Below are 26,414 nucleotides of genomic sequence, written 5' to 3' on the forward strand. Positions count from 1 at the left end.
TTTCCTCTGTCAGGCCACTTGAAACAGGCAAACCCCTCAGTCCCGCGCAACAAAATTTTCTATTGGCGATGCCGGCTGATAGATGTTCGGTGGACTCACGCCCTGCGCCGCACGCTGACCCAGTAGCGCGTCCAGCGCTCGACGCTGACGGGCAGCAGGTGGGGCAGGGCATCGAGCACCCGGTCGGTGTCGTCCAGCGGGAAGATGCCCGACACGCGCAGGCCGGCCGCATCGCCGTTGCAGCCGAGACGGCCATGGCGGTAGCGCGCCAGCTGCGCCAGGAAGCGGTCCAGGCGCATGTCGTGCACAGCCAGCATGCCTTGGGTCCAGGCGGTATCGGCAACGTCGCTGGCCTCGGGCGGATCGATCGCTTCGCGGCTGAAGCGCGTGCGCTCGCCGGCCTGGAGCACGCGCGGCACCGCGGCCGGATCGGCCGGGCGAATTTCGACGGCGCCTGCCTGCACCGCGACGGCGGTCGCATCGTCGTGCAGTTGCACGGTGAAGCGGGTGCCCAGTGCGCGCAACGTTCCCTGCGCGGTGCCGATCCGGAACGGCCTGGCCAGCACGTCCGTCCCTGTTGCCACGGCGATGGCGCCGCGCAGCAGCGTGACCCGGCGCTCGGCATCGCCGTAGTGCACGGCGATGGCGCTGTCGGTATCCAGGTCGATCCCGGTGCCGTCCTGCAGCGTCACGCGCCGGCGTTCGCCGATGCCGGTGGCATGGTCGGCCCGCCATGCCAGCAGCGCACCGCCGCGCTGCCATTGCCAGGCGCCGGCGGCAACCACGGTGGCAGCCATCAGCGCGATGGCGCGGCGCCGGCCGCGGCGTGGCGGCGGGCTTGCCAGCGTGGCCCGCGCCACGCCACGCGGCATCACTGCCATGGCGGCACTGCAGTCATGCAGGTGTTGCCAGGCGCGCTCATGGTCGGGATGCTCGGCACGCCAGCGCGCGCAGCCTTCGCGGCTCGCCGGCGAAGCGTCGGGCGACAGCAGCGTCAGCCACCACTGCGTCGCGCGCAACGTGATCGCGGCATCGATGGGAGGTTGCGGTGCGCCCGGTAACGACATGCGGCGCAGCTCAGGCAGGAAAGCAGCACTGGTGCAGCGCCCTGACGATATAGCGCTGCACCGTGGCCACCGACACGCGCAGCTCGCTGGCGATGGCGGCCTGCGGCATGCCGTCGAGCTGGAACAGCAAGAAGGCGCGGCGCACCGCCGCGGGCAGGGTGTTCAGGCGGCGGTCGAGCTCGGCCAGGGTCTCGAGCAGCAGCGCACGCGTTTCCGGATCCGGGGCCTCGGCTTCGGGCAGCGCTGCCAGCGCTTGCTGGTAGGCGGCCTCCAGTGCCTGGCGACGATGGAAGTTCGCCACCAGCCCGCGTGCCACCGTGGCCAGGAAAGCGCGCGGCTCGCGCGCGGCGATCGGCGCCTCGCGCGCCAGCAGCCGCACGAAGGTGTCGTGCGCCAGGTCGGCCGCGTGCCCCGCTTGCCCCGCGTTCGCCAGGCGCCGGCGCAGCCAGCCATGGAGCCAGCCGTGATGGTCTAGGTAGAGCGTGCGGACTTCATCGTTGAGCGTAGGCTCGGCGGCGGGCATGGCGCGGAAAACTCGGGCACGGACAAACAGCCTCGCATTGTATTCTCAAATGATAATGATTCGCAATACGAGGCAGACTCGATGGCCGCGCCCGGCCCCGTCACGCGACCTCGCGCAGCGCCGTCCGGCGCGGCACGGCCGCATCGCCGGCGGGCCGCAGCGACGGATAACCTGCCGCAAACACCAGCCGCCCGCCCGACCACGTGTGCGTGACCATCGGCTGGCCCGCCACCTCGGAAACCGCGATCACATCGGCGCGCAGGCCCGGCGCCAGGCAGCCGCGGTCATCCAGCTGGCAGGCATCGGCGGGGTGGGCGGTGACCAGCGCCAGCGCCTGGTCCAGCGGCAGCCCGGCCTCGCGTCCGGCGGCATACGCGGCGGCGATCAGGGTGGAGGGCTGGTAGTCCGAGCACAGAATGCTGCCGGCGCCGGCCCGGATCGCATCGATGGCGCGCATCGATCCGCTCTGGCTCTTGCCGCGCAGCACGTTGGGCGCGCCCAGGATGGTCGGCAGCGCACGGGCGCTGGCGGCCTGCGCGGTCTCCAGGTTGATCGGGAACTCGCTCATGCGCACGCCCAGCGCGTGCATGGCGGCGATGCGCTGCGGCGAATCGTCGTCGTGGCTGGCGGTGGGAATGCCCAGCGCGTGCGCCACGGCCACCAGCCGGTCGACGCGCTCGTGCGCGCCCTCCATCGCCGCGGCTTTCTGCCGTGCTGCATCGGTGGCCGCGTCGCGGCTCATGCCGTGGTTGCCCATCATGTAGGCCAGGTAGGCGTCCATGGTCTTGAACTGGCCCTGGCCGGGCGAGTGGTCCATCACCGAGAGCAGGTCGACCACGCCTTCGGCCATCAGCGCCTCCAGCACCGGCACGGCGCTCGCGTCGGCGACCTCGTAGCGGCAATGGACGCGGTTGTCGACCAGGCTGTGCTGCCGGTAGGCGGCGATGGTGCGCACCACCGTGGCCGCGGTGTCGACGTTGCGCACGCCGAACTGGTTGCCGGCGAAAGACAGCGCGTGATAGGGGGTGGTGATGCCGGCCGCGGCGTTGCGGCGGTCGACCTGCGCCACGGCGAAATCCAGCGGGAACAGCACGCTGGCGCGCGGCTCCACCTCTTTCTCGATGGCGTCGCAATGCACGTCCACCAGGCCGGGCATCACGGTGTGGCCATGCAGTTCGACCACGGTGGCGTGCGCGGGCACGGCCGCGGGTGCCGGCTCGATCGCCGCGATACGGCCATCCTCGAGCAGCAGCGCGCTGTCGCGCAGCACGCGGTCGGGCAGCACCAGGGTGGCGTGGGTCAGGTAGGTCGCAGGCATGTCTGGCTCCGTTCGGGGCGGTTCGGTTCAGGCGGGGGCGGTGGTGGTAGCGGTAGCGGGGTGCAGCGGCAGCAGGCGCGTGGCCACGGCATCGCGCACGGCTTCGTCGTGGAAAATGCCGATCAGCGCGCGGCCCTCGGCCAGGGCTGCGCGGATCAGCGCGACCACCACGGCACGGTTGTCGGCGTCCAGCGAGGCGGTGGGCTCGTCCAGCAGCAGGATCGGATGGCCGCCGATCAGGCCGCGCGCGATATTGACGCGCTGCTGCTCGCCGCCCGAGAAGGTGGCGGGCGGCAGGTCCCACAGCCGGCGTGGCAGGTTCAGCCGCGCCAGCAGTTCGGCCGCGCGCGCGCGCGCCTCGTCCTCGCCGGCACCGCGCTGCCGCAGCGGATCGGCCACCACGTCGAGCGCGCCCACGCGCGGGATCGCGCGCAGGAACTGGCTGACATAGCCGATTACGTCGCGGCGCAGCTGCAGCACGCGCTGCTCGCTGGCCTGGCCCAGCTCGACCCACGGCGCGCCGTCGGCGCTGGTGTCGCGCAGCCGGATGCTGCCTTCGGTGGCAAGGTAATTGCCGTACAGGCAGCGCAGCAGCGTGCTCTTGCCGGTGCCGGACGGCCCGGACAGGACCAGGCATTCACCGCGCGCGGCATCGAAATCGATCGCGCGCAACACCGGCAGGCGGATGCCGCCCTGGTTGTGCAACGTAAACATCTTGCCGAGGCCGCGCACCTCGACCAGCTTCTGTGCTTGTTCTGCGTGCATCGTGTTCAGCCTTGCAGGATGGAAGAAACCAGCAACTGCGTGTACGGATGCTGGGGATCGTCGAGGATCTGGTCGGTCAGGCCCTGCTCGACCACGCGCCCGCCCTGCATCACCAGCGTGCGGTGCGCCAGCAGCCTGGCCACCGCCAGGTCGTGCGTGACCAGCACCGCGGCCAGGTCCAGGTCGGCCACCAGGCGGCGCAGCAGGTCCAGCAGCCGCGCCTGCACCGACACGTCGAGCGACGCCGTGGGCTCGTCCATGAACACCAGGCGCGGATGCGTGACCAGGTTGCGCGCGATCTGCAGCCGCTGCTGCATGCCGCCGGAAAAGGTGCCGGGCACATCGTCCAGCCGCGCCAGGTCGATCTCCATCTTTTCCAGCCAGTTGCCGGCGACTTCGCGCAGGTTGCTGTAGTGGCGCTCGCCCACGGCCATCAGCCGTTCGGCGATATTGGCGCCGGCGCTGACCTGCATGCGCAGGCCGTCGCGCGCATGCTGGCGCACGAAGCCCCAGTCGGTGCGCGCCAGCAGCCGCAGGCGTGCGCTGGACAGGGTGGCCAGGTCGGTCGGGCCGGACTCGCGCATGGCATAGCTGACCGTGCCGCGCTGCGCCGGCGCCTGCATCGACAGCGCCTGCAGCAGCGTGCTCTTGCCCGAGCCCGACTCGCCCACCACGCACAGCACTTCGCCGGGATAGAGGTCGAAACTGACGTCATGGCAGCCGTGCAGGCCGTCCCAGGTGCGCGTCAGGTTACGCACCGACAGCAGCGGAGCGGCGCTCATTGCGCACCTCCGGCAGCGGTGTCGACGGCTTGCGCGGCCTGGCGGCCGGCGCAGTACTCGGTATCCGAGCACACGAACCGGCGCGTGCCGGCGTCGTCGGTGATGATCTCGTCCAGGTAGCTGTCGGTGGCGCCGCACTGCGCGCAGCAGTTGGACCACGACTCCACCGTGAAGGGGTGGTCGGCAAAGTCCAGGCTCTTGACGGCGGTGTAGGGCGGCACCGCATAGACGCGCTTTTCGCGGCCCGCGCCGAACAGCATCAGCGCCGGGCTGCGGTCCAGCTTGGGGTTGTCGAACTTGGGGATGGGCGAGGGCCGCATCATGTAGCGCTGGTTGACGATCACGGGGTAGTCGTAGGTGGTGGCGATGTGGCCGTGGTGCGCGATGTCCTCGTACAGCTTGACGTGCATCGCGCCGTATTCCGCCAGCGCATGCATGGTGCGGGTCTCGCCTTCGCTGGGCTCAAGCCAGCGCAGCGGCTCCGGGATCGGCACCTGGAACACCACGGTCTGCCCCGCGCGCAGCGGCGTTTCGGGAATCCGGTGGCGGGTCTGGACGATGCTGGCCGCGGTGGTGCGCTCGGTGGTCGGCACGCCGGTGACGCGGGCGAAGAAGCGGCGGATATTGATGGCGTTGGTGGTGTCGTCCGAGCCCTGGTCGATCACCTTGAGCACGTCGTCCTTGCCGATGATCGCGGCCGTCACCTGGATGCCGCCGGTGCCCCAGCCATACGGCAAGGGCATCTCGCGGCTGCCGAACGGCACCTGGTAGCCAGGAATCGCCACCGCCTTCAGCAAGGCGCGGCGCAGCATGCGCTTGGTCGACTCGTCGAGATAGCCGAAGTTGTAGTGCTCGTCGCGGGCGATGCCCGCGGCCATGGTGGTGTCGGCGGCGCTCATGCCAGCGTCTCCTCTTGCGGCTGTGGCTGGGATTGCGGTTGCGCTTGCGGCTGCGGCTGCGGCTGCGGCTGCGGTGGCGCCGCCACGGACGCGGGCATGGCGCTGTCCGGCACGTCGGCGCCCTCGGCGCGCAGCCGGCGCAGCAGCTCCAGGTTGGCCTGGAAATCCACGTAGTGCGGCAGCTTCAGGTGCTGCACGAAGCCCGAAGCCTCGACGTTGTCGCTGTGGTACAGCATGAATTCGATATCGTTGGCCGGCGCGTCGGCGGCCTCGCCGAGCGCTTCGGCGCGCATGGCGCGGTCCGCCAGTGCCATCGACATGGCCTTGCGCTCGTTGTAGCCGAACACCAGCCCGTAGCCGCGCGTAAACCGCGGCGCCTCGTCGGCATTGCCGGCGAACTGGCTCACCATCTGGCATTCGGTCAGCTCGATCGCGCCGATGGTGACGGCAAAGCCGAGCTCTTCGACGAACAGCTCCACCTCGGCCGTGCCGTAGCGGATCTCGGCCGCGAACGGGTGCGAGTTGCCGTAGCCGCGCTGGGTCGAGTAACCCATCGACAGCAGGAAGCCCTCGTCGGCGCGCGCCAGGTTCTGCAGGCGCGCGGCGCGGCCGGCGGGAAAGCTCAGCGGCTCGCGCGTCAGGTCGGGCGGCGCGGGATCGCCGGCGGGAATCGCGTCGGCTTCGACCAGGTCGTCCGCTTCCAGCAGGCTGGTCACGCGCGGCATCGCGGCGGCGAGCGGTTCCTGATCAGCGGGCAAAGGCTGCGGCGCGCGGCCGCCTTCGAGCGAGAAATCCAGCAGCCGCTGCGTGTAGTCATAGGTGGGCCCCAGCACCTGGCCGCCCGGCACATCCTTGAAGGTCGACGAGATCCGGCGCTGCAGGCGCATCGCGCCGGTATCGAGCGGCTGCGTATAGCCGAAGCGCGCCAGCGTGGTGCGGTACGCGCGCAGCAGGAAGATGGCCTCGATCTGGTCGCCGGCGGCCTGCTTGAGCGCCAGCGCCGCCAGGTGCGGGTCGTACAGCGAGCCCTCGGCCATCACGCGCGACACCGCCAGCGGCATCTGCTCGCGGATCTGTGCCAGCGTCAGTTCCGGCACCGCCGTGTCGCCGCGGCGATAGGCGTCGAGCATCCGGTAAGAATTGAGGATGGCGCGTTCGCCTCCCTTGACGGCTACGTACATGTCAGTCCTCCACGATGGTGGTGCGCGTCAGCGCGCAGAACCGGTCACCGCTGCACAGCAGCAGGTCCACGCCGAGCGGGAAGCCGGCGTTGTTGGCGCGCCAGGCCGGGCGAAAGCCCGCCGGCAGGCCGGCAACACGCAGCGCTTGCGTGTGCTCGATGCCGGGGCCGTGCAGCGTCAGGGCCTCGCCGTCGGTGAGCGAGGCCACTTCCACCAGCAGCGTGGCCGAGCGGTCCGGGAAGGCCGGGTCGCCCTGCGCGCAGTCCGTGAGCGCCGGCATGGCATGGCCGGCCGGCACGCAGACGAAGGCCGCGGCGCCGGGCGCTTCCGTCAGCCGGCAGCCGCAGTGAAAGCGCAGGAAGGCACGCGCCGCGGCCGGCACGGCGGCGGGCAGCCAGACCGGGGTATCGGCGTCGGCCAGCGTCAGCAGCAGCGCGGCCAGCGCCGGCGACAGGCCCTCGGGCAAGCCGCTGCGGGCCGGCAGCGTCTGCAGCTGACCCGGGTGGGCGAACGCCCGCAGCGCTGCGCGGAACGCCTGCTGGGCGTCATCGACCGGATCACTAAAGCCAGGCAGCAGCGCGGCGGCCGGCGTGGACAGCATGGGTTGGGCGGCGGGCATCTCAGTCTTCTCCGCGGACCATGGTGAAGAACTCGACGCGCGTCTGCGCGGCCGTGGCCGCCGCGTGCGCGGCGCGGCTGGCGTGTGCGTCGGCCAGCGGTGCGAGCACCAGGTCCTGCACGCGCTGGTGCCAGGCCGGACGCTGCAGCAGCGCGTCCAGCACCGCGGCCTGCTCGGCATGGCGCACGCTGCGCCCCTGGACATAGGCGACGCCGGCGGCAGCGTCGGCGGCGCCATCCTCCAGCACCACCGCGCAGCGCGTTACCGTGATTTCGCCGAGGTTGAACTGGGCCCCGGTGCCGCCCGCGCGGCCCCGCACCATCGCCATGCCGGCCTCGGGCTTGCGCAGCAGCCGGTAGGCGGGCAGGGCCTGCGCTTGCGCAAGCCGTTGGTAGGCGCCGTCGAGCGCATCGGTCGGCGCGGTGGCCAGGATCCGCAGCCAGGCGGCGCGGGCAGCATGGGCGGCGGGCACATCCGGCCGCGCGGTTTCGCTTTGCATCATCACCCCTATACGTCTATACGTTTAGATGTCGTTCCTGGAACACGCAGCCACTAGACCACAGCCAAATGAACGTTTCATGACGGGGCAGGGGATTGCTCGGGCACGCTGCCAGCGCGGCATGGCTGAGGCACAATCGCACGAGATGGGTTAACGCTTGATGACAAGAGGACAGCGCACGATGTCTGATCGAGAAGTGGAACGGGGTTCGGGCGTCGCGGTGTGGCGCCAGATTGGCGAGGCGCTGGCGGACGACATCCGCAAGAAGCTGTACCTGCCGGGCGAGCAATTGCCGCCGGAGCCGGAGCTCGCCAACCGCTTCGCCGTGAACCGCCATACCATCCGCCGTGCCATGGGCGAGCTGGAGCTGAGCGGGCTGGTGCGGATCGAGCAGGGCCGCGGCACCTTCGTGCAGGAGCACGCGATCGACTACGCCATCGGACGCCGTACGCGCTTCTCGCAGAACCTGGCGGCCCAGGGCGTGCGCGGCCATACCGAAGTCGTCGCCAGCCAGGTGGTGCGCGCGCCGGAGGTGGCCAAACAGCTGGGGCTGGCGCGCACCGCGGAGCTGCTCCATGCGCAGATGATCGGCAAGGCCGAGGACCGCACCATCGACGTGGCCGAGCACTACTTCGACCTCAAGCGCTTTCCCGGGATCGACGAGGTGCTGCGCGCCAGGCAATCCGTATCGCGCGCGCTGGCCCATTACGGCATTGCCGACTACACCCGCAAGTGGTCGCGCATTACCGCGGCGATGCCGAGCGCGCCGGTGGCGCGGATGCTGAACCAGCCCAAGACCCGCCCGGTGCTGCAGGTCGAGGCGCTGAACGTCGATATCGACGGCAACCCGGTGCAGTACAGCGTGGTGCGCTTCGCCGGCGACTGGGTGCAGCTGACGGTGTCCGACCGTGACTGACGCTGCCGCGCGGGATTGGTCTAGACATCCGGCTGTCATCTGCCTGCGCTACTGTCTGCGGTCAACCCCACCAAACCGGGGCAGTCTGCGCCTGCGCGCGCGTGATGCCGCTGGTAACCTTGCCGCATGACTCAAGCCGCGTACCGCTACGCCATCTACCTGTCGCCATCCGGCCCGCTGGCCACCTTCGGCAAGCATTGGCTGGGGCGCGACGCCGACACCGGCGCCATGCTGCCTCCGCCCGCCGACCTGCCCGCGGCGCCGCCCGAGTGGATCAAGGCGCCGGCCCACTACGGCCTGCATGCCACCCTGAAGCCGCCATTCCGGCTTGCCGACGGCGCCAGCGCGGCGATGGTCGATGCCGCCGCGCGGGATCTTGCGCGCCGGCAAACGCCGTTCGACGCGCCGCTGGCGCTGCGCGCGCTGCGTGGTTTTGTCGCATGGACGCTCGCAGCCGGCGGCTCGCCGCCGATGCAGGCGCTGGCCGACGCCTGCGTGCTGGCCTTCGACCCCTTGCGCGCGCCGCCTTCGGCGCAGGAACTGGCCAGGCGCACCCCGGACCAGCTGAGCGCAGCAGAGCGCCGCATGCTCGACGCATGGGGCTACCCGTATGTGTTCGGCACCTTCGTGTTCCATATCACACTGACCGGCATGCTCGATGCTGCCAGCCAGCGCGCCGCGAGCGCGCAGCTTGAAGCAGCCAGCGGCAAGCTGCTGCAAGCGCCGTTGCTTGTGGACCGCATCAGCGTATTCGTGCAGCCGGCCCAGGGCGAGGACTTTGTCGTCGCCCGCCATTACGGCTTCGACGGCAGCACCGCGGACGGCGCCGGCGCGGCGTATCTCGGCGCATGAGCGCGGCAACCGTGGCCGACGGGCACGGCCTGTTCTACCTGATGGGACCGTCCGGCAGCGGCAAGGACTCGCTGCTGCGCGCGCTGCGCGAGCGCCTGGGCGCGGATCACCGCATTGTCATCGCCCATCGCTACATCACCCGCGCCGCCGATGCCAACGAGGCCTCGGTGGCCCTGACGCCCGAGGAATTCCACCGCCGCCGCGCGCTGGGCTGCCTGGCGCTGGACTGGCACAGCCACGGCCTGCACTACGGCATCGGCATCGAGATCGAGCAGTGGCTGGCGCGCGGCCTGACGGTGATCGTCAACGGCTCGCGCGAGTACCTGCCACAGGCGGTGGCACGCTACCCGAAGCTGTGCGCGGTACACGTGCGGGTGCAGCCGGAAGTGCTGGCGGCACGCCTGCGCCAGCGCGGACGCGAAGCGGAAGATGCGATTGCGAAACGGCTGGCCCGCGCGCGGCAGGCGTTCGCCGTGCCGCCGGGATGCCGGCTGGTCGAGATCGACAACAGCGGCGGGCTGGAGAGCGCGGTGGCGGCGCTGGCGCAACTGGTAGGCGCCGCGCCTCCGGCGGCACGGCAGGCCTGAGTTCAGAGCCCGATGCTGAAGCTGATGCCATGCTCGGTAAAGCCGAGCTGGCGATAGAACTGGTGGGCGCGCAGGCGTCGCGCACTGGATGACAGCGCCAGCTTGGCGGCACCGGCTTCCCGCGCCAGTCGCATCGCCTCGCGCATCATGGCCTTGCCGATGCCCATGCCGCGCGCGGCCGGCGCCACCACCACGGCTTCGACGATCGCCTCGGGACGCCCGTCGTGGACCATCACCGGGAACACCAGCAGGCTGAAGGTGCCGAGCGGCACCTCGTCCGCGCCCACCATCATGTAGCAGCGGTAGTCCGGATAGCGGCGCATGGTGGCATAGCGCTCGCGCATGGTGGCCAGCGGCAGCGGCGCCTCGCCGTCCATCGCGGCCAGCAGCGCGGACAGGTGCAGCAGCTCCGCGTCGGAGCCGCGCACTTCGCGCAGCGCCAGCGAGACTTCGGTGGTCGGCATGGCGTTCAGACCAGCACCTTGCGGATCTGGGCCGACAGGATGTCGATGGCCGAGACGAACACGATGATGATGATCATCACCGCGCAGGTCTGCCCGTACTGGAAGCTGCGGATGATTTCCCACAGCACGGTGCCGATGCCGCCGGCGCCGACGATGCCCACCACCGACGCCGAGCGCACGTTGGACTCGAAGCGGTACAGCGCGAACGACAGCCACAGCGGCAGCACCTGCGGAATCACGCCGTAGACGATTTCCTCGACCGGGCCGGCGCCGGTGGCACGCACGCCTTCGACCGGGCGCGGGTCGATGGCTTCGACCGCTTCGGCAAACAGCTTGGCCAGCACCCCGGTGGTATGGATCCAGATCGCCAGCACGCCGGCGAACGGGCCCAGCCCGACCGCGACGATGAACAGCATGGCGAACACCATTTCATTGATGGCGCGGCATGCATCCATGACGCGGCGCGCGGGCTGGTAGACCCAGGCCGGCACGATATTGGCCGAGCACAGCAGCCCCAGCGGCACCGCCACCACCACGGCCAGCGCCGTGCCCCACAGCGCGATCTGCACGGTGACCAGCATCTCGTCGAGGTAGTGGCGCCAGTCGCGGAAATCCGGCGGGAAGAAGTCGGCCGCGAACCTGGCCATGTTGTCCGAATCGCGCAGCAGGTCGAGCGGGCGCATGTCGGCGCCTTGCCAGGACAGGGCCAGCAGGGCCAGCAGCACCGCCCAGGTCAGCGGCACGGCAAGGGGTGTGCGCGGCGGGCGCACATGGCTTCGGGGCGTGGGAGGCAGGCCAGGCGTGGCGGAGACGGTCATGGAGCGGTCCGGATACAGCGGGGATTGGAAAGCGGTGCGAGGCGGGCGGCAACAGCCGCCGCCCCGGTGAGACAGGTCGAACAGTGTGGTGGCGGCGAACCGGTTACTGCGTGCTGCCGGCGCTGGCGGCGGCCTTGTCCAGCTCCGCCAGGCGACGGCTCACGTCGGACAGGCGCTTTTCCTTGTCGGCGGCGGCCAGCGTGGTGTCGGATTCGATCTTGGCCTTTTCGCGCGCCAGCTCGATCTGGCGGATCGGCACCAGCTGCGCGTCGTTCGAGGCGCGGAAGCCCTGGTAAGTCAGGCCGGCCAGCACCTGCTTCTCGCGCGCCGCGTCGGTGCCCTTGCCGTAGTTGACGAAGAAGGTCTGGATCTTTTTCTTCAGTTCGGGCGTCAGGTCCTTGCGGTAGACCATCGGGTCGGCCGGGATCAGTGGCGACTTCCACAGCACGCGCACCTGCTCATAGGCGTTCTTGCCCGTGTTGATGCGGTAGCGCTCCATGTTCTCGGTGTTGTTGACGGCCACGTCGACCTGCTTGTTCAGCACCGACAGCAAGTTGGTTTCATGGTTGCCGATGCGCACCGCCTTGAACAGCGTCTTGGGCTCGACCTTGTTGGCGCTCCACAGGTAGAAGCCCGGCACCGCCGTGCCCGAGGTGGAGTTGGGGTCGCCGGCGCCGTAGGTCAGGTCCTTGCCGCGCCTGATCACGTCTTCGACGCTCTTCAGGTCGCTGTCCTTGTTGACCACCAGCACCGACCAGTAGCCCGGGTTGCCGTCCTTGTCGATCACCGACGCAAACACCTCGCCGCTGGCGCGGTCGACCGCTTCCATGGCCGACTTGTTGCCAAACCACGCGATCTGCACCTTGTTGAAACGCATGCCTTCGATGATGCCGGCATAGTCGGAGGCGAAGAACGGCTTCACCGGCACGCCCAGGGTCTTGCTCAGGTCGTCGATCAGCGGCTGCCAGGCGGTCTTCAGGTTGGACGACGATTCGGTCGAGATGAAGCCGATGTTCAGGCTTTTTGCCTCCTGGGCGAAGGCAGGGAGGGCGGGGAGGGCAACCGCGGCCGAGGCCGCGACGGCGATGAAGGTTCTGCGAAGCATGGGCAACTCCGGTGGAAAGCGGTTTGGGGGAATGGGGCTGCGCCAACCGCTCAGGCGGCGGCCAGGTTCATCGTGACCAGCGCCGGCGCCGGCATGGGCGCGGCGCTGTCGTCGTCTTCAGGGATGGCATCGCGCAGCAGTTCGTCCGCTTCGGTGCCGTAGAGGTCGCGCAGCATGGCCGGCGTCAGCGCGGCCGAGGGGCCGTCATAGACCACCTTGCCGTGGCGCAATGCAACCACGCGCGGGCAGTAGCGCATGGCTACGTCCACCTGGTGCAGCGACACCACCACCGCCACCTTGCGGGTGCGGTTGATCTGCCTGAGCAGCGACATGACGCGGCGCGAAGATTCGGGATCGAGCGAGGCGATCGGCTCGTCGGCCAGGATCACGCTGGCGTTCTGCACCAGCGTGCGCGCAATCGCGGCGCGCTGCTGCTGGCCGCCCGACAGTGTCGAGGCACGCTGAAAGGCATAGTCGTCTATACCAACTTGCGCAAGCGCATCGAGCCCCCTGCGGATTTCGTCGGCCCTGAACGCGCGCAGCAGGCCGCGCCATTTGGGTACACGCGCCAGCATGCCGACCAGCACATTGGTGATGACCGGCAGGCGTCCCACCAGGTTGAACTGCTGGAACACGAATCCGATCTCGCGCCGCACCTGGCGTACGTTGCCGGCGAGGCGGCCGTTGCGCTGCACGTGGCGGCCGTTGACCAGGATCTCGCCGGCGCCGGCGTCGCCGGTAACGAAGCCGGCCACGTGGCGCAGCAGCGTAGACTTGCCGGATCCGGACGCGCCCAGCAGCGCGACCATCTCGCCCGGTGCGATCTGCAGCGTGACATCGTCAAGCGCCTTGCGGTCCGCACGGAACGATTTGCTCAGGCCGCGGACTTCAATTGCGTGCGTCATGTCGACTCCCCTGACTTGATTGACCTGCGCATTCTGGCGGGGGTGGATGACAGAACGATGACTGGAAGACCGATCCGGCGCGGTCATCGGACACAGGTTTGGGCGGGCGAGGCCCGGGAGCCGGTAAAGTCTCGCTTATTTCCCGCGCCGGCTGCGCTGTGTGCCGGCGCACCACGGTCAGATGATCTGATATGAACCAAACTCTTCACAAGGCAATGCAAGCCATTGCCGCCGCCGCGGCGCTGCTTTGCGGCGCCGGTGCCCATGCTGCCGAGCGTGTCGATGCGGCCGCGCTCAGGCGTGTCGTCGACGCGGCAATCCAGCCGGTGATGCAGGCGCACGATGTGCCGGGCATGGCCGTGACCGTCACGGTCGGCGGCAAGCAGTACGACTTCCACTACGGCGTCGCCGCCAGGGCCGGCGCCCGCAAGGTCGACGCCGATACGCTGTTCGAGATCGGTTCGGTCAGCAAGACCTTCACCGCGACGCTGGCCGCCTATGCGCAAGCCCGCGGCGACCTGTCGCTGACCGACAATGCGGCGAAGCACCTGCCGCAACTCGCGGGCAGCAGCGTGGGCGCGACCAGCCTGCTGGACCTGGGCACGTATGCGGCCGGCGGGCTGCCGCTGCAGTTTCCTGAGGCCGTCACCGACACCGGCAAGATGGTCGACTATTTCCGCGACTGGCGTCCCCGCTACGCCCCCGGTACCCACCGGCAATACTCGAACCCCAGCATCGGCCTGTTCGGCTACCTGGCCGCGCGCAGCATGGGCCAGCCGTTCGACGTGCTGATGGAGAAGACACTGTTCCCCGCGCTCGGGCTGCGCAGCACCTACATCACGGTGCCGAAGGCGCGCATGAAGGACTATGCCTATGGCTACGCCAGGGGCGGCAAGTCGGTCCGCGTCACGCCGGGCGTGCTGGATGCCGAGGCCTACGGCGTCAAGACCACGTCGGCCGACATGATGCGCTTCGTCATGGCCAATATCGACAGCAGCGGGCTGGACCAGACCCTGCAGCGCGCGCTGGCCGCCACCCGCACCGGTTACTTCAAGGTCGGCGACATGGTGCAGGGGCTGGCGTGGGAAATGTACCCGTGGCCGGCGCAGCGCGACAGCGTGCTGGCAGGCAGCTCGCCCCAGGTGGTGTTCGAGGCCAACCCGGTGGCGCGGCTGGAGCCGCCGCAGGCGGCGCGCAGCGGCATGCTGGTCAACAAGACGGGCTCGACCAACGGCTTCGGCGCCTATGTCGCCTACGTGCCGTCGCAGCGCATCGGCATCGTGATGCTGGCGAACAAGAATTATCCGGTCGCGGAGCGGGTGAAGGCGGCGTTCCGGGTGCTGCAGTATCTGGACGGACAGCCGGTGGGGGAGGGCAAGCCTTGAAGGGACTCTGGCCGCAGCGTCCAAGGCCCGCTCGGAAAAATATTTCGTCGGGGACGGAATAGTCCGGGTGCTTCCCGTGTATACGCAGGAAACCATTCCCGACCAGCACACTCTGGCCGGGCCAACCGGAGACCCTGCGATGCAACGAAGTTCTTCACGTCATGGCGCCCGCACCGCGGCACGCGCCCTGGCGGCGCTGTGCCTGTCGGCCGCCAGCCTGGCCGCGCCGGCCCAGAACGCGCACCAGCACCCGGGCCAGGCGGCACCTCCGCCCTTCATCGCCAGCACCGCGAAACCCTATGCCGCCCTGATCGACGACGCCATGAACGTGATGCACCACGGCATGACGCAGGCACCCACCAACGGCGACCCGGACCACGACTTCGTCGCCATGATGATCCCGCACCACCAGGGCGCGATCGACATGGCCAAGGCGCTGCTGCTGTACGGCAAGGATCCGGCGCTGCGCAACCTGGCGCAGGGCATCATCACCGAGCAGCAGAACGAGATACGGCTGATGCAGGCGTGGCTGCAGCGCCATCAGGCCCAGCCGCCCCGGGCCACGTCGCCGCGCTGACCCGCCCCATTCTGTCGCGCGCCTTATGCCAACCGCATCCAGCTCCCTTACTGCCATGAAGAAGAACACGCTTGTCGCCCTCGCCATCTCGCTCGGCGCGCCACTGGCCAGCGCCGCACCGCAACCGCAGGACCGCGTCTATACCGCGGACCAGAACAGCAACACCGTGTCGGTGATCGACCCCGCCGCCAACCGGCTGCTGGGCCAGGTCCGGCTCGGCAATGCACGGCCCGACGTGCTGTCGCCGCTGTACAAGGGCGAACTCAACGTACACGGCCTGGGGTTCTCACCGGACCACCGGACGCTGATCGTCATCTCCAATGGCTCCAACTCGGTCGCGTTCATCGATACCGCGACCAACCGGGTCAAGGGCATCGCCTATATCGGCCGCTCGCCGCACGAGGGCTTCTTTACCGCCGATGGCAAGGAGGTATGGGTGGTGGTGCGCGGCGAGGACTACATCTCGGTCATCGATCCCGCCACGTTCCGTGAAACCCGCCGCATCCCGACCACCGCGGGACCGGGCATGGTGCTGTTCCACCCGGCGGGCCAGCTGGCCTTCGTCGTGTCCAGCTTCAATCCGGTGGTCGACGTGATCGACGTCAGGGCCCGCAAGGTGGTGAAGCGGCTCGACGTGGCCAGCCCGTTCTCGCCCTTCCTGCAATTCACGCCCGACTTCAAGGAAGTCTGGATGACGCACAAGGACGTGGGCAAGGTCACACGCATCGATACCGGGAAGCTGGCCGTGAAGGGCGTGTTCGATACCGGCTTTATCACCAACCACCTGGCCTTTGCCCGCACCGCGCGCGGCACGCATGCCTATGTCACGGTAGGTGGCGAGAATGTGGTGAAGGTGTTCACCACCGACGCCACGCCCACGCTGGTCGCGACCATTCCCGTCGGCGCGCTGCCGCATGGCATCTGGGCGGCGGACGATGGCTCGCGCGTCTATGTCGGCCTGGAAAACGGCGACGCGGTGGATGTGATCGACACCGCCGACAACCGCGTCATCGCGCGCGTGCCGGTGGGCCAGGCGCCGCAGGCGCTGGTCTATGTCAGCAACGCGGTGCCAGGCGGCGCCGGCACGGGCAACCTGGTGCCCAGAGCGAACACCGAGCCGCTCAACGTTGCGCTCAAGCCGGTCCGCGGCGGCGACGCCAAAGGCTTTGTCGTGGCGCGCAACCTGGGCGTGGTCGACGCGCTCGAGGTCTCGCTGTTCAAGCTGAAGCCGCAAACGCAATACAGCGTCTACGTGGGCGGGCAGAAGACGCCGGTGGCAAGCTTCAGGACCAACCCGGCCGGCATGGCCAACGGCACCGCGATCGGGCCGCTGCGGGAGGTGGTGCCGACGCTGTCGCCGCAGGCGCCGTCACCGGTGCAGCTGGTGGTGATGGAGGGCAACGCGCCGCCGGACCCGGCCAACGCGGTGCTGGTCAGCGCGCCCTGAGCGCGATCACGAGCAGCGCAGCAGCACGGGGCAGGGTGCTCACGGCACATTGCTCTGAGTGAAATCGAACGGCTTGCCGGGCACGTCGTAGGCGCCGCCGAACTCGAACGGCGCATTGCCCGACTTGCCGACGCCGATATGCAACGGCGTATTCCCGCCTTGCAGGGCAATCGGCGCATAACGGTAGTTCATCACCTGCCTGCCGGTGTAGTCCGCAATGGTGATCACGCTGGTCAGCAGCGGGTTCTGCTGGGTCTCGTCCACCGTGATGGGGTCGACGATGCGCGAGTCCTGCAGCGTCTTTTCGACGGTCAGGCCCACCATGTCGACCAGCTGGATCTTTTGCGCGCCGCGTGATACCACCCACAGCCTGGTGTTGGAATTGCCCAGTCCCACGTTGACATGGTGCTTCATGCTGGTGGGATTCTTGCCGACCTGCACGCTAAGCATCTCCTCGATCAGCTTCGGGTCGGGATTGCGGCCGGACTGCAGCCCCGCCACGGAGAACGCGCGGATCTTGCCTTCCTCCGTCGCCACCCAGGCGCGGCCGGGAATCGGCAGGATCGAGATCCTGACGGCCGTGGGCTTCTGCGGCAGGCGGACCGACTTGACGATGGCCGGCGCGTAGTTGTCCACGGCAAATACCGGCGGCCACTGGGCATCGCCCAGGCCGGTGTTGGCCAGCGTCGCTTGCAGCGCGGCATGGCTGCCTTCGAAGTAGGCCCGGTTGACCTTGTCGAACAGCGGCTTCAGGTCGAGGAAGATCACCTTTTTCTCGGACTTCGAAATCACCGCCGCCACGCCGGCCCGGGACACCAGCTTGCCGTTGATGCCCGTGCGCGTGAAGCTCTTCTGGTTGACGCTGCTGGTGGCCGGGTTTACCTCCGTCTTGGTCCGGCTGGCGCCGCGGCGGCCGACCGGGTCGATCAGCCAGCCTTGCGTGCTGTTGTCCTGCATCACGCCAAAATCCGTTACCGCCGAGATGTCCGTCGGTGCCACCATGCCGGGCAGGTCGATAAAGCCCAGCAGCTTGATAAAGACGAAGTTGGAAATATTGCGCAGGCCGGGGTAAAGACCCGGCCACGAGCCCGCGCTGGGATCATAGGGGCCGCCGACCTTGCTGCCATCGGCCAGGCTGCCCAGCGCCAGCACGGCCACCTGGCCCTTGAAGGCGACGGTATCCCAGATCGTTACCAGGGCGAATTCCGAGTTGGTCGTGATCGCAATCGCCGTAGGCACCTTGCCCGCGGGCAATTTCACGGCCGCCGAGTGCGAGGCGGTATTGCTGCCGACCGAGGCAATCAGGCCGTTCTGGAACGCGATCAAGGCCTGGGCGCAATCGTGTTCGCTGCAGCGCCCCATGGCAATGGGGCGCCTGGGCAATTCGCCGCCATTGGCCGCGATATGGTTTTTCAACTGGGGGTCGGTCGCGACATGCCCGTAAACCCACGGCAACTGCGGTTTCTCGGCAACCGTCCCGGCACTCAGCGCCAGCGTCAGCAGCGAGGTAACGCCAGGGTCCGGTGCCGCATCGGCGCGATAAATGACATCCCCCATATTGCTGCCGTAATCGTTGCGGGAGCAATCCAGCTGGCCCAGCTGATAGATGACCTTAAGGCTGTGATCCAGCTCGGACTTGGGAAACTCCTTCTGATAGCAGGGATTGCCGTGCGGATAGAAGGTCTTGTCGTCCGGCTGCCAGTGCGTTGGCGCCCCCGCCACCGGCCTGGTATTGGCCGGGCCGTAGCGATAGGCGATGGCCTCGTCGCTGCTGTAATCGGACGCAATCGCCAGATAGGCTTCCCGCACCAGCTTGCCTTCGGCATCCACGACGTCGTCGAACCATGGCCGCGGCGGTGCTGCCGGTACTGTTGCTGCGGGCGGCGGGCGTTCCGCGGGCACTTGCGCGGGAACCGGCTTGGCGGCCACCGCCACCGATGCGGTACCAGACGGCACCGGCGCCGCGGTGCGGCGCTCGGGATCGCGTTCGCAGCCGGCCAGCGCCAGCATGACGACGCAGGGAGCCAGCGTCAGGTTGACGGCCCGAAGCATGGCAGTGGGGTGCGATGGCAAGCGTTTCCCAGGCATCGGTCTTTATGGGGCGCAAAGGAAAATCGTGGGGCGCAAGGATTCGCCAGGTTGGACTTTGGCAGCTTTCCGGCCGCCGCTTAGTACGCCAGCACATATTTCTGGTGCATTGGCTCGCGCGGCTGCACTCCATGTCTGCATTGTTATCGGTAATCGCCCCAATCGACGTTCCGGCGCGCTTGCATCATGCGTTGCCGGTTCCGGCACGCTGCTTGCTTTTTGCCACAAAACGACATAGGTTTCCTCATGCATATCGGTTGAGCCATTGGTTCGCCGGCTGCATCAGGGGTCGAGAAACCGGCTGGCAAAGCGCGGGACCAAAACACAGGACCAAAACGCGCGCACAGGCGGTTTCGATAAATCGAACTGGGAGGAATCGATTTGTCGTGGCGGCGTCGGCATTTTTCGCCAACGCCGCCTTGGTGTTTTCGTCGGCGGCCTTGCAGTCGGTTCGCCAGCCCGAGTATGACTGGCTCCCCTGGGCCCCCGCGATGATCCATCTGCCCCCGCGCGTGCAAACCATGACGATCCGCATGAGAACGGTCGCCCTGTCGGCGGCCTTCATGCTGGTGGTATTTCTGCTGGTGACCTGGATGGTCTCGTACCAGATGGTCAGCCATTCCAGGCAGGACCGCAAACAGGTCCAGGCCGTCTACGTGGCCAGCAAGGAAAAGGAGCTGCGCCACTACGTCGAACTCGGGCACGCGACCCTGACCCGCATCGCCCAGGGCAGCGGCGAGGAAGCCGCGCTGCAGCAGCAGGCGCTCGCCGCGCTGTCGCGCATGCATTTCGGCAATGACGGCTACTTCTTCGTCTACGACCGCCTCGGCAACGTGTTGCTGAATCCGGGCAGCATGGGCATCGACGGGGTCGATTTCTGCGACCCGGCCGATACCGGCAGCGACCAGGCCAGGATGCTGATCAGGCAGGCGCAAGCCGGCGGCGGCATTGTCCGGTACAACTGGATCAAGCCGTCCTCGCGTACCGAGGCACCCAAGATGTCGTATGTGCGGACCGCCGACAAATGGGGATGGGTGATCGGCGCCGGCCTCTATATGGACGACATCGAGCGCGAACTGGCCGCGTTCGATGCCAACGCCGCGCGCACGCTGCGCGATACGCAGATACGGCTTACGGCCTTCGCGATCGGCTCGGTCATGCTGATCAGCCTGGCAGGCCTGGCCTGGAACCTGCGCAACTCGCGCATCTCGGGCGAGAAGCTGCGGCGCCTGGCGCGGCGCGTGGTGAGCTCGCAGGAAGAGGAGCGCGCCCGCGTGGCACGCGAGCTGCATGATGGCGTGGTGCAGGTGCTGGTGTCGTCCAAGTACCTGCTGGAGACCGCCCAGGTGCATCTGGAGCAGGAGCCCGGAACCGACCCGGACAAGGATCGCCCGCCATCGCGTCGCCACGCGCCGCAAGCACTGCTGGCACAGGGCCTGGGCCGGCTGCAGGAAGCGCTGGTCGAGATCCGGCGGGTCTCGCACGGGCTGCATCCGGCCTTGCTGAGCGACCTGGGGCTGGCCGCCGCGCTGCGCATGCTGGTCGAGCAGCTGCACCCGCCGCGCGCCGTGGAGGTGCGCTTCATCGAGCAGGGGGCCATCCCCGCGCTGTCGCAGGCGCAGCGCACCGCGCTGTTCCGGGTCGCGCAGGAGGCCTTGAACAACGCCCTCACGCACGCGCAGGCGGGCCGGGTCCAGGTCACGCTGGCCGGCAGCGGGCATCACGTCGCGCTGACGATCGAGGACAACGGCCACGGCTTCGACCTGAACAAGGTCCGCGCCGACGGCAAGGGCGGCATCGGCCTGCGCAATATGCGCGAGCGCATCGAAAGCCTGGAAGGCAGCGACTTTGCCGTGCGCACCGGCACCGGCGGCACGCGCGTCGAGGCCCGCCTGCGCCTGCCCGCGCCGGCGCCCGAAACACAGACCAGGACCCGGCCCGCACGACGCCTGGGCCATCATTCCCCCGCCAGGAGGCCTGCCGCATGACCCCAAACCTTCGTGTGCTGCTGGTCGATGACCATCCGTTCGTGCTGGACGGCGTGCGCCTGCGCCTGGAGGCCACCGGGGAAATGACCGTGGTGGGCGAGGCGGCAAGCGTGGAGGAGGCCATCATCCTGGCCGGGCGGCACGACCCCGACCTGGTGGTGTCGGACATCCACATGCCCGATGCCAACGGCCTGCAGCTTGCCTCGCGCTTTGCCGAGCGCTTTCCGTCGGTGCGCGTGATCGCTCTGTCGATGCACAAGGACCCTGAATATGTGCGGCGCGCCTTTGCCCTCGGCGTGGCTGCCTACGTCCTCAAGGAAGCGCCCGCGCACGAGCTGGTGACCGCGATCCGCACCGTCGCCGCCGGCGGCACCTACCTCAACGCCGAACTGCAGGCCTTCCTGCAGACCGACGAGCCGCCACCGTCGTCGCGCCGCACGCTGACGCCGAAGGAGGCCACGGTGCTGAAGCTGCTGGCCGAGGGCCGCTCCAACAAGGAGATCGCCGAGCGGCTCGGCACTTCGGTGCGCACCGTCGAAACCCACCGGCTGCACCTGCGCCGCAAGCTGCAGGTTGGCGGTCGGGCCGAACTGGTGAAGTACGCGGTCCACTTCTCCGACCTGCACGCGATCCAGCTCGCCGACGCGGCCCTGGCCGCGGACTGCTGATTGCCCCTGAGCCGTGCGCTGTGTCCATGCCTGGTGCGGCTGCACCGGGGCAGGGCGCTGGCGCGCACCATGAGTGGGGCGCGGAACAAGCTCTCTGTATTACTGCGTAGGGGAAAGTCGTGCTGCTGTCGCGGCCGTTGTTTGCGTAGACTTTTTTCGAAGAAGAGGCGCCGGGCACGCAGATGCGTCGATACGCCGATCGCTGGACACAACGGGAGAGCACCATGGACGAGCTGAAGCAAAAGCAGATAACGGCTGTCGCAACGCCACCGCATCCGGAAGCGCTGGCGACGTGGACACCCAAGCGGCGCGAATTCCTGCGCATGCTGGCCTACGGCGCCGGCTCGCTGGCGCTGGCGCCGCTGATCAGCGCCTGCTCGGACGACGCCTCGGCGGCATCGTCCGACCTGCGCTCGCAGCTGGCGCAGGACGAGGCCTTCTGGAATGAAGTGCAGGGCATGTTCGTGCTCAAGCCCGAGAAGGTCTACATGAACATCGGTACCGGCGGCTCGATGCCCAAGGTAGTGCTCGATGTCTTCGGCCAGGAAAACCTCGCCAAGGCCGCCGATTCATCGAGCGGCTACGGCAACCTGGCCGACCTGCGCGCCGCGGTGGCCAAGGGCTTCGGCGTCGATGGCGATGAAGTGGCATTCTCCGGCAATACCTCGTCGGGCATGTGCCATGCGATCCTCGGCATCAAGTGGGAGCCGGGCGACGTGGTGGTCACCACCAACCACGAACACGGCGGCGGCCTGACTCCGCTCAATATCGCGGTCGACCGCTACGGCATCGAGGTCTCGACCATTGCGCTGCCGGTGGGCAACAACCAGACCGCCAGCACTTACGTCCAGCTGTTCGACGAGCGCATCCGCGCGCTGAAGGGGCAGGGCAAGCGGGTACGCGCGATGATGTGGTCGTCGCCCACCTACAAGACCGGCACCATGCTGCCGATCGCCGACCTGATGCAGGTGGTGAAGGCCCACAGCCTGATCAGCATCGTCGACGGTGCCCACCTGCCTGGCATGATGGCGTACGACTACGGCGCGCTGGGCATGGACTTCATGTCCGGCGCCGGCCACAAGTGGCAATGCGGACCGGGTTCCACCGGCATCCTGGTGATCCGCAACAAGATGCGCCCATCCAATCCGCTGCCGCTGCCGGAGTGGTATCCGATCCATACCAGCTCCTACGTCAGGCAGCCGCGCGGCGCCTACGACATCGCCGCCACAGTGACGTCCTGCGGCAGCCTGCACGTGCCGATGTTCCGCGCACTGGCGCGCGCCTGCGAGATGTGGGACACCATCGGCCGGAAGAAGATCGAGACCTACGACCTGACGCTGTCGTCGTACCTGAAGGAAAAAATCGTCGAGCGCTGGGGCGTCGAGTCGCTGTATTCGCCCAAGGACGATCCGAAGCTGCTGTCCGCGCTGACCTGCTTCAATCCGTTCCGCAATCGCGACGATGCCATGAACCAGCAAAAGGCCACGACCTTCGTCAACCGCATGCTGAGCGACTTCGCCCCGGGCTTCGTGATCCGCTCGGTGAACTTCGAGGTCATCGGCGCGCCGGCCCAGCACTATGGCATCCGCATTTCCACGCACCTGTGGCACGACGCGAACGACATCGACCGGCTGGTGGAATCGATGTGGACCCTGTCCGGCGCCATGGCGTAACCCCGGTCCCGTTCAACACGACAAGAGCCAAGCCCATGAAACGATCTGTCACCCTGATTGCCGCGGCCCTTTGCGGCGTGGCCTCGCTGTCGGCCTGCGCCCAGCACGGCGGCACGCTGCGCGCCGTCGCGTCGGCCGACGCCCCCAAGGCCATCGGTCCATACTCCCAGGCCATCCGCGCCGGCAACGTGCTGTATCTTGCCGGCCAGATCCCGATCCACCCCAAGACGGGCGAGTTGCTCAAGGACGCACCCATCGAAGCCCAGACCCGGCTGGTGCTCGACAACCTGAAGGCGGTGCTGGCGGCCGACGGCATGACCATGGCTGACGTCGTTTCCACCACGGTCTACATGAAGGACCTGAACGACTTCGCCAAGATGAACGAGGTCTACGGGACCTACTTCACCGGCGTCGCGCCGGCACGGGCGACGGTCCAGGTCGCGCGCCTGCCGCGCGACGTTGCCGTGGAGATCGGGGCGATCGCGGTCAAGCCCTGAGGGTGTTACGGCAGGAAGAGGGCAGCGGGGTACGGTTTCGGCCGTCCCCGCTGTTGGCATTCGGTCGCCGCCACCCTTCACAAAAACTGAACACGCCTTAACCACCACCATCTTTCGTCTCCTTCGGGCCCTGCTTACAGTCGAGCCCACAAGGAGATTCCCCCATGAAAGATGTGCTGGTGATCGGCGGCGGCAATGCCGCGCTGTGCGCCGCGTTGATGGCGCGCGAGGCGGGTGCCTCGGTGCTGCTGCTGGAGGGCTCGCCGCGCGAATGGCGCGGGGGCAATTCGCAGCACACCCGCAACTTGCGCTGCATGCATGAAGCGCCGCAGGATGTGCTGGTCGATGCTTATCCGGAAGAGGAGTACTGGCAGGACCTGCTGAAGGTCACCGGCGGCATCACCAACGAGCATCTGGCGCGCATGACGATCCGTGCGTCGTCGCGCTGCCGGGCCTGGATGCGCCGGCACGGCGTCCATTTCCAGCCGCCGCTGTCTGGCGCGCTGCATGTGGCGCGCACCAATGCCTTCTTCATGGGCGGCGGCAAGGCGCTCGTCAACGCCTATTTCCGCAGTGCCGAGGGGCTTGGTGTCGAGATCCGCTACGACACGCAGGTGGTTGCGATCGAGCGCGACGGCGACCGTTTCGTCGCGGCCGTGACCGCTGCGGGCGAACGCATCCAGGCCAGGACCTGCGTGCTGGCCGCCGGCGGTTTCGAGTCGAACCGGGACTGGCTGCGCGAAGCCTGGGGCCAGAACGAACGCGGCGAGTGGCCGTCGGACAACTTCCTGATCCGGGGCACGCGCTTCAACCAGGGCGTGCTGCTGCGCCATATGATCGACGCGGGCGCCGATGCGATCGGCGATCCGACTCAGGCGCATATGGTGGCGATCGACGCGCGTGCTCCGCTCTATGACGGCGGCATCTGCACGCGGATCGACTGTGTCTCGCTCGGCGTGGTCGTCAATCGCGACGGCGAGCGCTTCTACGACGAGGGCGAGGACTTCTGGCCCAAGCGCTACGCCATCTGGGGGCGGCTGGTCGCGCAGCAGCCCGGCCAGATCGGTTACTCGATCATCGACCAGAAGGCTATCGGCCGCTTCATGCCGCCGGTGTTCCCTGGCACCAGCGCCAATACGCTCGCCGAACTGGCGCGCAAGCTCGGCGTGCCGGAAGCCAGCTTCGTGCAGACCGTCGAGGCCTTCAACGCCGCCTGCCGGCCCGGCACCTTCGATCACACGGTGCTGGACGACTGCGCCACCGCGGGCATCGCGCCGGCCAAGACGCACTGGGCGCGGCCGCTCGACACGCCGCCCTACATCGGCTACGCGCTGCGTCCCGGCGTGACCTTCACTTACCTGGGCCTCAAGGTCAACGAGAACGCTCAGGTCCACTTCAATGGCAGGCCCAGCCCGAACCTGTTCGTCGCCGGCGAAATGATGGCCGGCAACGTGCTGGGCAAGGGCTATACCGCCGGCGTCGGCATGGCGATCGGCACCGCCTTCGGCCGCATCGCCGGCGTGGGCGCCGCGCGTGCCTGCGGCTTCGAACATCCCGATTTCGACATGGAGCAGTCCAATGCCATCGCTAGCTGAGCTGGTCGATCAGGCTCGTGCCGACGCACAAGGCGTGGGCGGGGCGGAGCGACGCGTGATTCCGATCCATCCCGTCTTGCCGCTGACCGCTGCCGAGGGTGAAGTCGCGCGCATCCTGCAGATCTGCAATGCCTGCCGCTATTGCGAAGGCTTCTGCGCGGTGTTTCCCGCCATGACGCGGCGGCTCGAGTTTGGCCGCGCCGACGTGCACTATATGGCCAACCTGTGCCACAACTGCGGGGCCTGCCTGCACGCCTGCCAGTACGCGCCGCCGCACGAGTTCGCCGTCAATGTGCCGGTGGCGATGGCCGAGGTCCGGGGCCAGACCTACCAGGACTATGCCTGGCCGCCAGTGCTGGGCAAGCTGTACCGGCGCAATGGCCTGACCGTGTCGCTGGCCCTGGCGCTCGCGCTGACCCTGTTCCTGCTGCTGGCCGTGGCGCTCAACGGTACGCTGTGGGGCGGTCCCGCCAGCGGCAATTTCTACGCGTTGTTCCCGCACAACCTGCTGGTGTCGATGTTTGCGCCGGTGTTCGGCTTCGTCGTGCTTGCGCTGGCGATGGGCGTGCGCAGGTTCTGGCGCGAAGTCACCCCGGCGACCAGCGGCGCGCCAGTGAGCGCACCGGCGGCGGCAGAGGCGGGAGCCGCGGTGCTGCGGTTGAAATACCTCGACGGCGGCCACGGTGCGGGCTGCAACAATGCCGACGACGCCTTCACGCTGTCGCGCCGGCGTTTCCATCACCTGACGTTCTATGGCTTCGTGCTGTGCTTTGCCGCCACCGCCGTGGCGACGATCTATCACTATGCGCTCGGCTGGCATGCGCCATACGAGTTGCCGAGCCTGCCCAAGGTGCTCGGTGCCCTCGGCGGCGCCAGTCTCGCGATCGGCACCGCGGGGCTCGGCTGGCTCAACCTGCAACGTCACCGCCTGCACCTCGCTCACGGCCAGCGGCCGATGGACCTGGGCTTCATCGCCTTGCTGTTCCTGACCGCCACCAGCGGCCTGGCGCTGTGGCTGGGCCGCGGCACGCCGGCGCTGGCCATGCTCTTGTGCCTGCACCTGGGCGCGGTGATGGCGCTGTTTGCCACCATGCCCTACGGCAAGTTCGCGCACGGTGTGTTCCGCAGTGCCGCGCTGCTGCGCCATGCAGTGGAAAAGCGCCGGCCGAACCCGGTCGGGCTCGGGGCGGACTGAG

The 26,414-nt window shown here is 68.3% G+C and carries 26 protein-coding genes; 12 read left to right on the forward strand and 14 right to left on the reverse strand.

The window, feature by feature from the left end:
- Positions 1–95: 95 nt before the first annotated feature.
- From AC3FMM_RS28750 to phnG, 9 genes are all read right to left on the reverse strand, one after another.
- Positions 96–1,067 carry a FecR domain-containing protein gene (locus tag AC3FMM_RS28750; RefSeq protein ID WP_326348475.1) on the reverse strand — a complete coding sequence of 324 codons (972 nt, stop codon included), beginning with the start codon at positions 1,065–1,067 and terminating at the stop codon, positions 96–98.
- Between the two features lie 10 nt (positions 1,068–1,077).
- The gene (locus AC3FMM_RS28755) at positions 1,078–1,590 is read right to left on the reverse strand and encodes a sigma-70 family RNA polymerase sigma factor (protein WP_115713302.1); all 513 of its coding nucleotides are present in this window, start codon (positions 1,588–1,590) and stop codon (positions 1,078–1,080) included.
- A gap of 100 nt (positions 1,591–1,690) precedes the next feature.
- Entirely contained in the window at positions 1,691–2,908 is a 1,218-nt protein-coding gene (locus AC3FMM_RS28760; protein WP_488687810.1) for an alpha-D-ribose 1-methylphosphonate 5-triphosphate diphosphatase, read from the reverse strand.
- Positions 2,909–2,935: 27 nt separating this feature from the next.
- Entirely contained in the window at positions 2,936–3,673 is a 738-nt protein-coding gene (gene phnL, locus AC3FMM_RS28765) for a phosphonate C-P lyase system protein PhnL (RefSeq protein ID WP_115682989.1), read from the reverse strand.
- Positions 3,674–3,678: 5 nt separating this feature from the next.
- Positions 3,679–4,455, reverse strand: a complete 777-nt coding sequence (phnK, locus tag AC3FMM_RS28770) for a phosphonate C-P lyase system protein PhnK (protein ID WP_488687812.1) — start codon at positions 4,453–4,455, stop codon at positions 3,679–3,681.
- Positions 4,452–5,354 carry an alpha-D-ribose 1-methylphosphonate 5-phosphate C-P-lyase PhnJ gene (locus tag AC3FMM_RS28775; protein ID WP_115682988.1) on the reverse strand — a complete coding sequence of 301 codons (903 nt, stop codon included), beginning with the start codon at positions 5,352–5,354 and terminating at the stop codon, positions 4,452–4,454. Before AC3FMM_RS28775 ends, phnK begins: the two co-directional genes overlap by 4 nt.
- Complete coding sequence (locus AC3FMM_RS28780) at positions 5,351–6,535, reverse strand: carbon-phosphorus lyase complex subunit (RefSeq protein WP_488687814.1); 1,185 nt, start codon at positions 6,533–6,535, stop codon at positions 5,351–5,353. Before AC3FMM_RS28780 ends, AC3FMM_RS28775 begins: the two co-directional genes overlap by 4 nt.
- Before the next feature lies 1 nt (position 6,536).
- Entirely contained in the window at positions 6,537–7,154 is a 618-nt protein-coding gene (gene phnH, locus AC3FMM_RS28785) for a phosphonate C-P lyase system protein PhnH (RefSeq protein WP_414249390.1), read from the reverse strand.
- Between the two features lies 1 nt (position 7,155).
- Positions 7,156–7,656, reverse strand: coding sequence for a phosphonate C-P lyase system protein PhnG (gene phnG, locus AC3FMM_RS28790; RefSeq protein WP_115713297.1), 501 nt, complete (start codon positions 7,654–7,656; stop codon positions 7,156–7,158).
- Positions 7,657–7,834: 178 nt separating this feature from the next.
- Between phnG and phnF the strand changes: the two genes are divergently transcribed.
- The 3 genes from phnF to phnN all read left to right on the forward strand — a co-directional run bounded on the left by phnF (position 7,835) and on the right by phnN (position 10,008).
- Positions 7,835–8,569 (forward strand): phosphonate metabolism transcriptional regulator PhnF, encoded by a 735-nt coding sequence (gene phnF, locus AC3FMM_RS28795; protein ID WP_115713296.1) that lies wholly within the window; start codon positions 7,835–7,837, stop codon positions 8,567–8,569.
- Positions 8,570–8,695: 126 nt separating this feature from the next.
- A complete protein-coding gene (locus tag AC3FMM_RS28800; RefSeq protein WP_488687817.1) occupies positions 8,696–9,421 on the forward strand; it encodes a DUF1045 domain-containing protein in 726 nt (241 codons plus the stop codon).
- Positions 9,418–10,008 carry a phosphonate metabolism protein/1,5-bisphosphokinase (PRPP-forming) PhnN gene (gene phnN, locus AC3FMM_RS28805; RefSeq protein WP_115682982.1) on the forward strand — a complete coding sequence of 197 codons (591 nt, stop codon included), beginning with the start codon at positions 9,418–9,420 and terminating at the stop codon, positions 10,006–10,008. Before AC3FMM_RS28800 ends, phnN begins: the two co-directional genes overlap by 4 nt.
- 2 nt (positions 10,009–10,010) lie before the next feature.
- On the opposite strand, the gene AC3FMM_RS28810 is transcribed toward phnN, so the two are convergent.
- From AC3FMM_RS28810 to phnC, 4 genes are all read right to left on the reverse strand, one after another.
- The gene (locus AC3FMM_RS28810; protein ID WP_115713293.1) at positions 10,011–10,472 is read right to left on the reverse strand and encodes a GNAT family N-acetyltransferase; all 462 of its coding nucleotides are present in this window, start codon (positions 10,470–10,472) and stop codon (positions 10,011–10,013) included.
- A 5-nt stretch (positions 10,473–10,477) separates the two neighbouring features.
- The gene (gene phnE / locus AC3FMM_RS28815) at positions 10,478–11,290 is read right to left on the reverse strand and encodes a phosphonate ABC transporter, permease protein PhnE (protein WP_115713292.1); all 813 of its coding nucleotides are present in this window, start codon (positions 11,288–11,290) and stop codon (positions 10,478–10,480) included.
- A gap of 103 nt (positions 11,291–11,393) precedes the next feature.
- On the reverse strand, positions 11,394–12,395 hold the full coding sequence (gene phnD, locus AC3FMM_RS28820) for a phosphonate ABC transporter substrate-binding protein (protein ID WP_116380216.1): 1,002 nt from the start codon (positions 12,393–12,395) through the stop codon (positions 11,394–11,396).
- 50 nt (positions 12,396–12,445) lie between these two features.
- The gene (gene phnC, locus AC3FMM_RS28825; protein ID WP_115682978.1) at positions 12,446–13,300 is read right to left on the reverse strand and encodes a phosphonate ABC transporter ATP-binding protein; all 855 of its coding nucleotides are present in this window, start codon (positions 13,298–13,300) and stop codon (positions 12,446–12,448) included.
- A 215-nt stretch (positions 13,301–13,515) separates the two neighbouring features.
- Between phnC and ampC the strand changes: the two genes are divergently transcribed.
- The 3 genes from ampC (at position 13,516) to AC3FMM_RS28840 (ending at position 16,709) form a co-directional block, all read left to right on the forward strand.
- The gene (ampC, locus tag AC3FMM_RS28830) at positions 13,516–14,685 is read left to right on the forward strand and encodes a class C beta-lactamase (protein WP_488687836.1); all 1,170 of its coding nucleotides are present in this window, start codon (positions 13,516–13,518) and stop codon (positions 14,683–14,685) included.
- 139 nt (positions 14,686–14,824) lie between these two features.
- Positions 14,825–15,262 (forward strand): CopM family metallochaperone, encoded by a 438-nt coding sequence (copM, locus tag AC3FMM_RS28835; protein WP_115713288.1) that lies wholly within the window; start codon positions 14,825–14,827, stop codon positions 15,260–15,262.
- A 55-nt stretch (positions 15,263–15,317) separates the two neighbouring features.
- Positions 15,318–16,709 carry a YncE family protein gene (locus AC3FMM_RS28840; RefSeq protein ID WP_488687821.1) on the forward strand — a complete coding sequence of 464 codons (1,392 nt, stop codon included), beginning with the start codon at positions 15,318–15,320 and terminating at the stop codon, positions 16,707–16,709.
- A 39-nt stretch (positions 16,710–16,748) separates the two neighbouring features.
- On the opposite strand, the gene AC3FMM_RS28845 is transcribed toward AC3FMM_RS28840, so the two are convergent.
- Positions 16,749–18,761, reverse strand: coding sequence for a hypothetical protein (locus AC3FMM_RS28845; RefSeq protein WP_240987822.1), 2,013 nt, complete (start codon positions 18,759–18,761; stop codon positions 16,749–16,751).
- Between the two features lie 569 nt (positions 18,762–19,330).
- Between AC3FMM_RS28845 and AC3FMM_RS28850 the strand changes: the two genes are divergently transcribed.
- The 6 genes from AC3FMM_RS28850 (at position 19,331) to tcuB (ending at position 26,413) form a co-directional block, all read left to right on the forward strand.
- Positions 19,331–20,785: a cache domain-containing protein gene (locus AC3FMM_RS28850; RefSeq protein WP_488687823.1), complete on the forward strand. Its 1,455-nt coding sequence runs from the start codon at positions 19,331–19,333 to the stop codon at positions 20,783–20,785.
- The gene (locus AC3FMM_RS28855; protein ID WP_115713285.1) at positions 20,782–21,453 is read left to right on the forward strand and encodes a response regulator; all 672 of its coding nucleotides are present in this window, start codon (positions 20,782–20,784) and stop codon (positions 21,451–21,453) included. The genes AC3FMM_RS28850 and AC3FMM_RS28855 overlap by 4 nt, the downstream gene beginning before the upstream one ends.
- Positions 21,454–21,677: 224 nt before the next feature.
- Positions 21,678–23,126 carry an aminotransferase class V-fold PLP-dependent enzyme gene (locus AC3FMM_RS28860; RefSeq protein WP_115682971.1) on the forward strand — a complete coding sequence of 483 codons (1,449 nt, stop codon included), beginning with the start codon at positions 21,678–21,680 and terminating at the stop codon, positions 23,124–23,126.
- A 35-nt stretch (positions 23,127–23,161) separates the two neighbouring features.
- A complete protein-coding gene (locus AC3FMM_RS28865) occupies positions 23,162–23,623 on the forward strand; it encodes a RidA family protein (protein WP_488687826.1) in 462 nt (153 codons plus the stop codon).
- 164 nt (positions 23,624–23,787) lie between these two features.
- Positions 23,788–25,218 carry an FAD-dependent tricarballylate dehydrogenase TcuA gene (gene tcuA / locus AC3FMM_RS28870; protein ID WP_488687828.1) on the forward strand — a complete coding sequence of 477 codons (1,431 nt, stop codon included), beginning with the start codon at positions 23,788–23,790 and terminating at the stop codon, positions 25,216–25,218.
- Positions 25,202–26,413, forward strand: a complete 1,212-nt coding sequence (tcuB, locus tag AC3FMM_RS28875) for a tricarballylate utilization 4Fe-4S protein TcuB (protein ID WP_326348485.1) — start codon at positions 25,202–25,204, stop codon at positions 26,411–26,413. Before tcuA ends, tcuB begins: the two co-directional genes overlap by 17 nt.
- Position 26,414 lies beyond the last annotated feature (1 nt).

The organism is Cupriavidus sp. 207A1 (assembly GCF_057798955.1).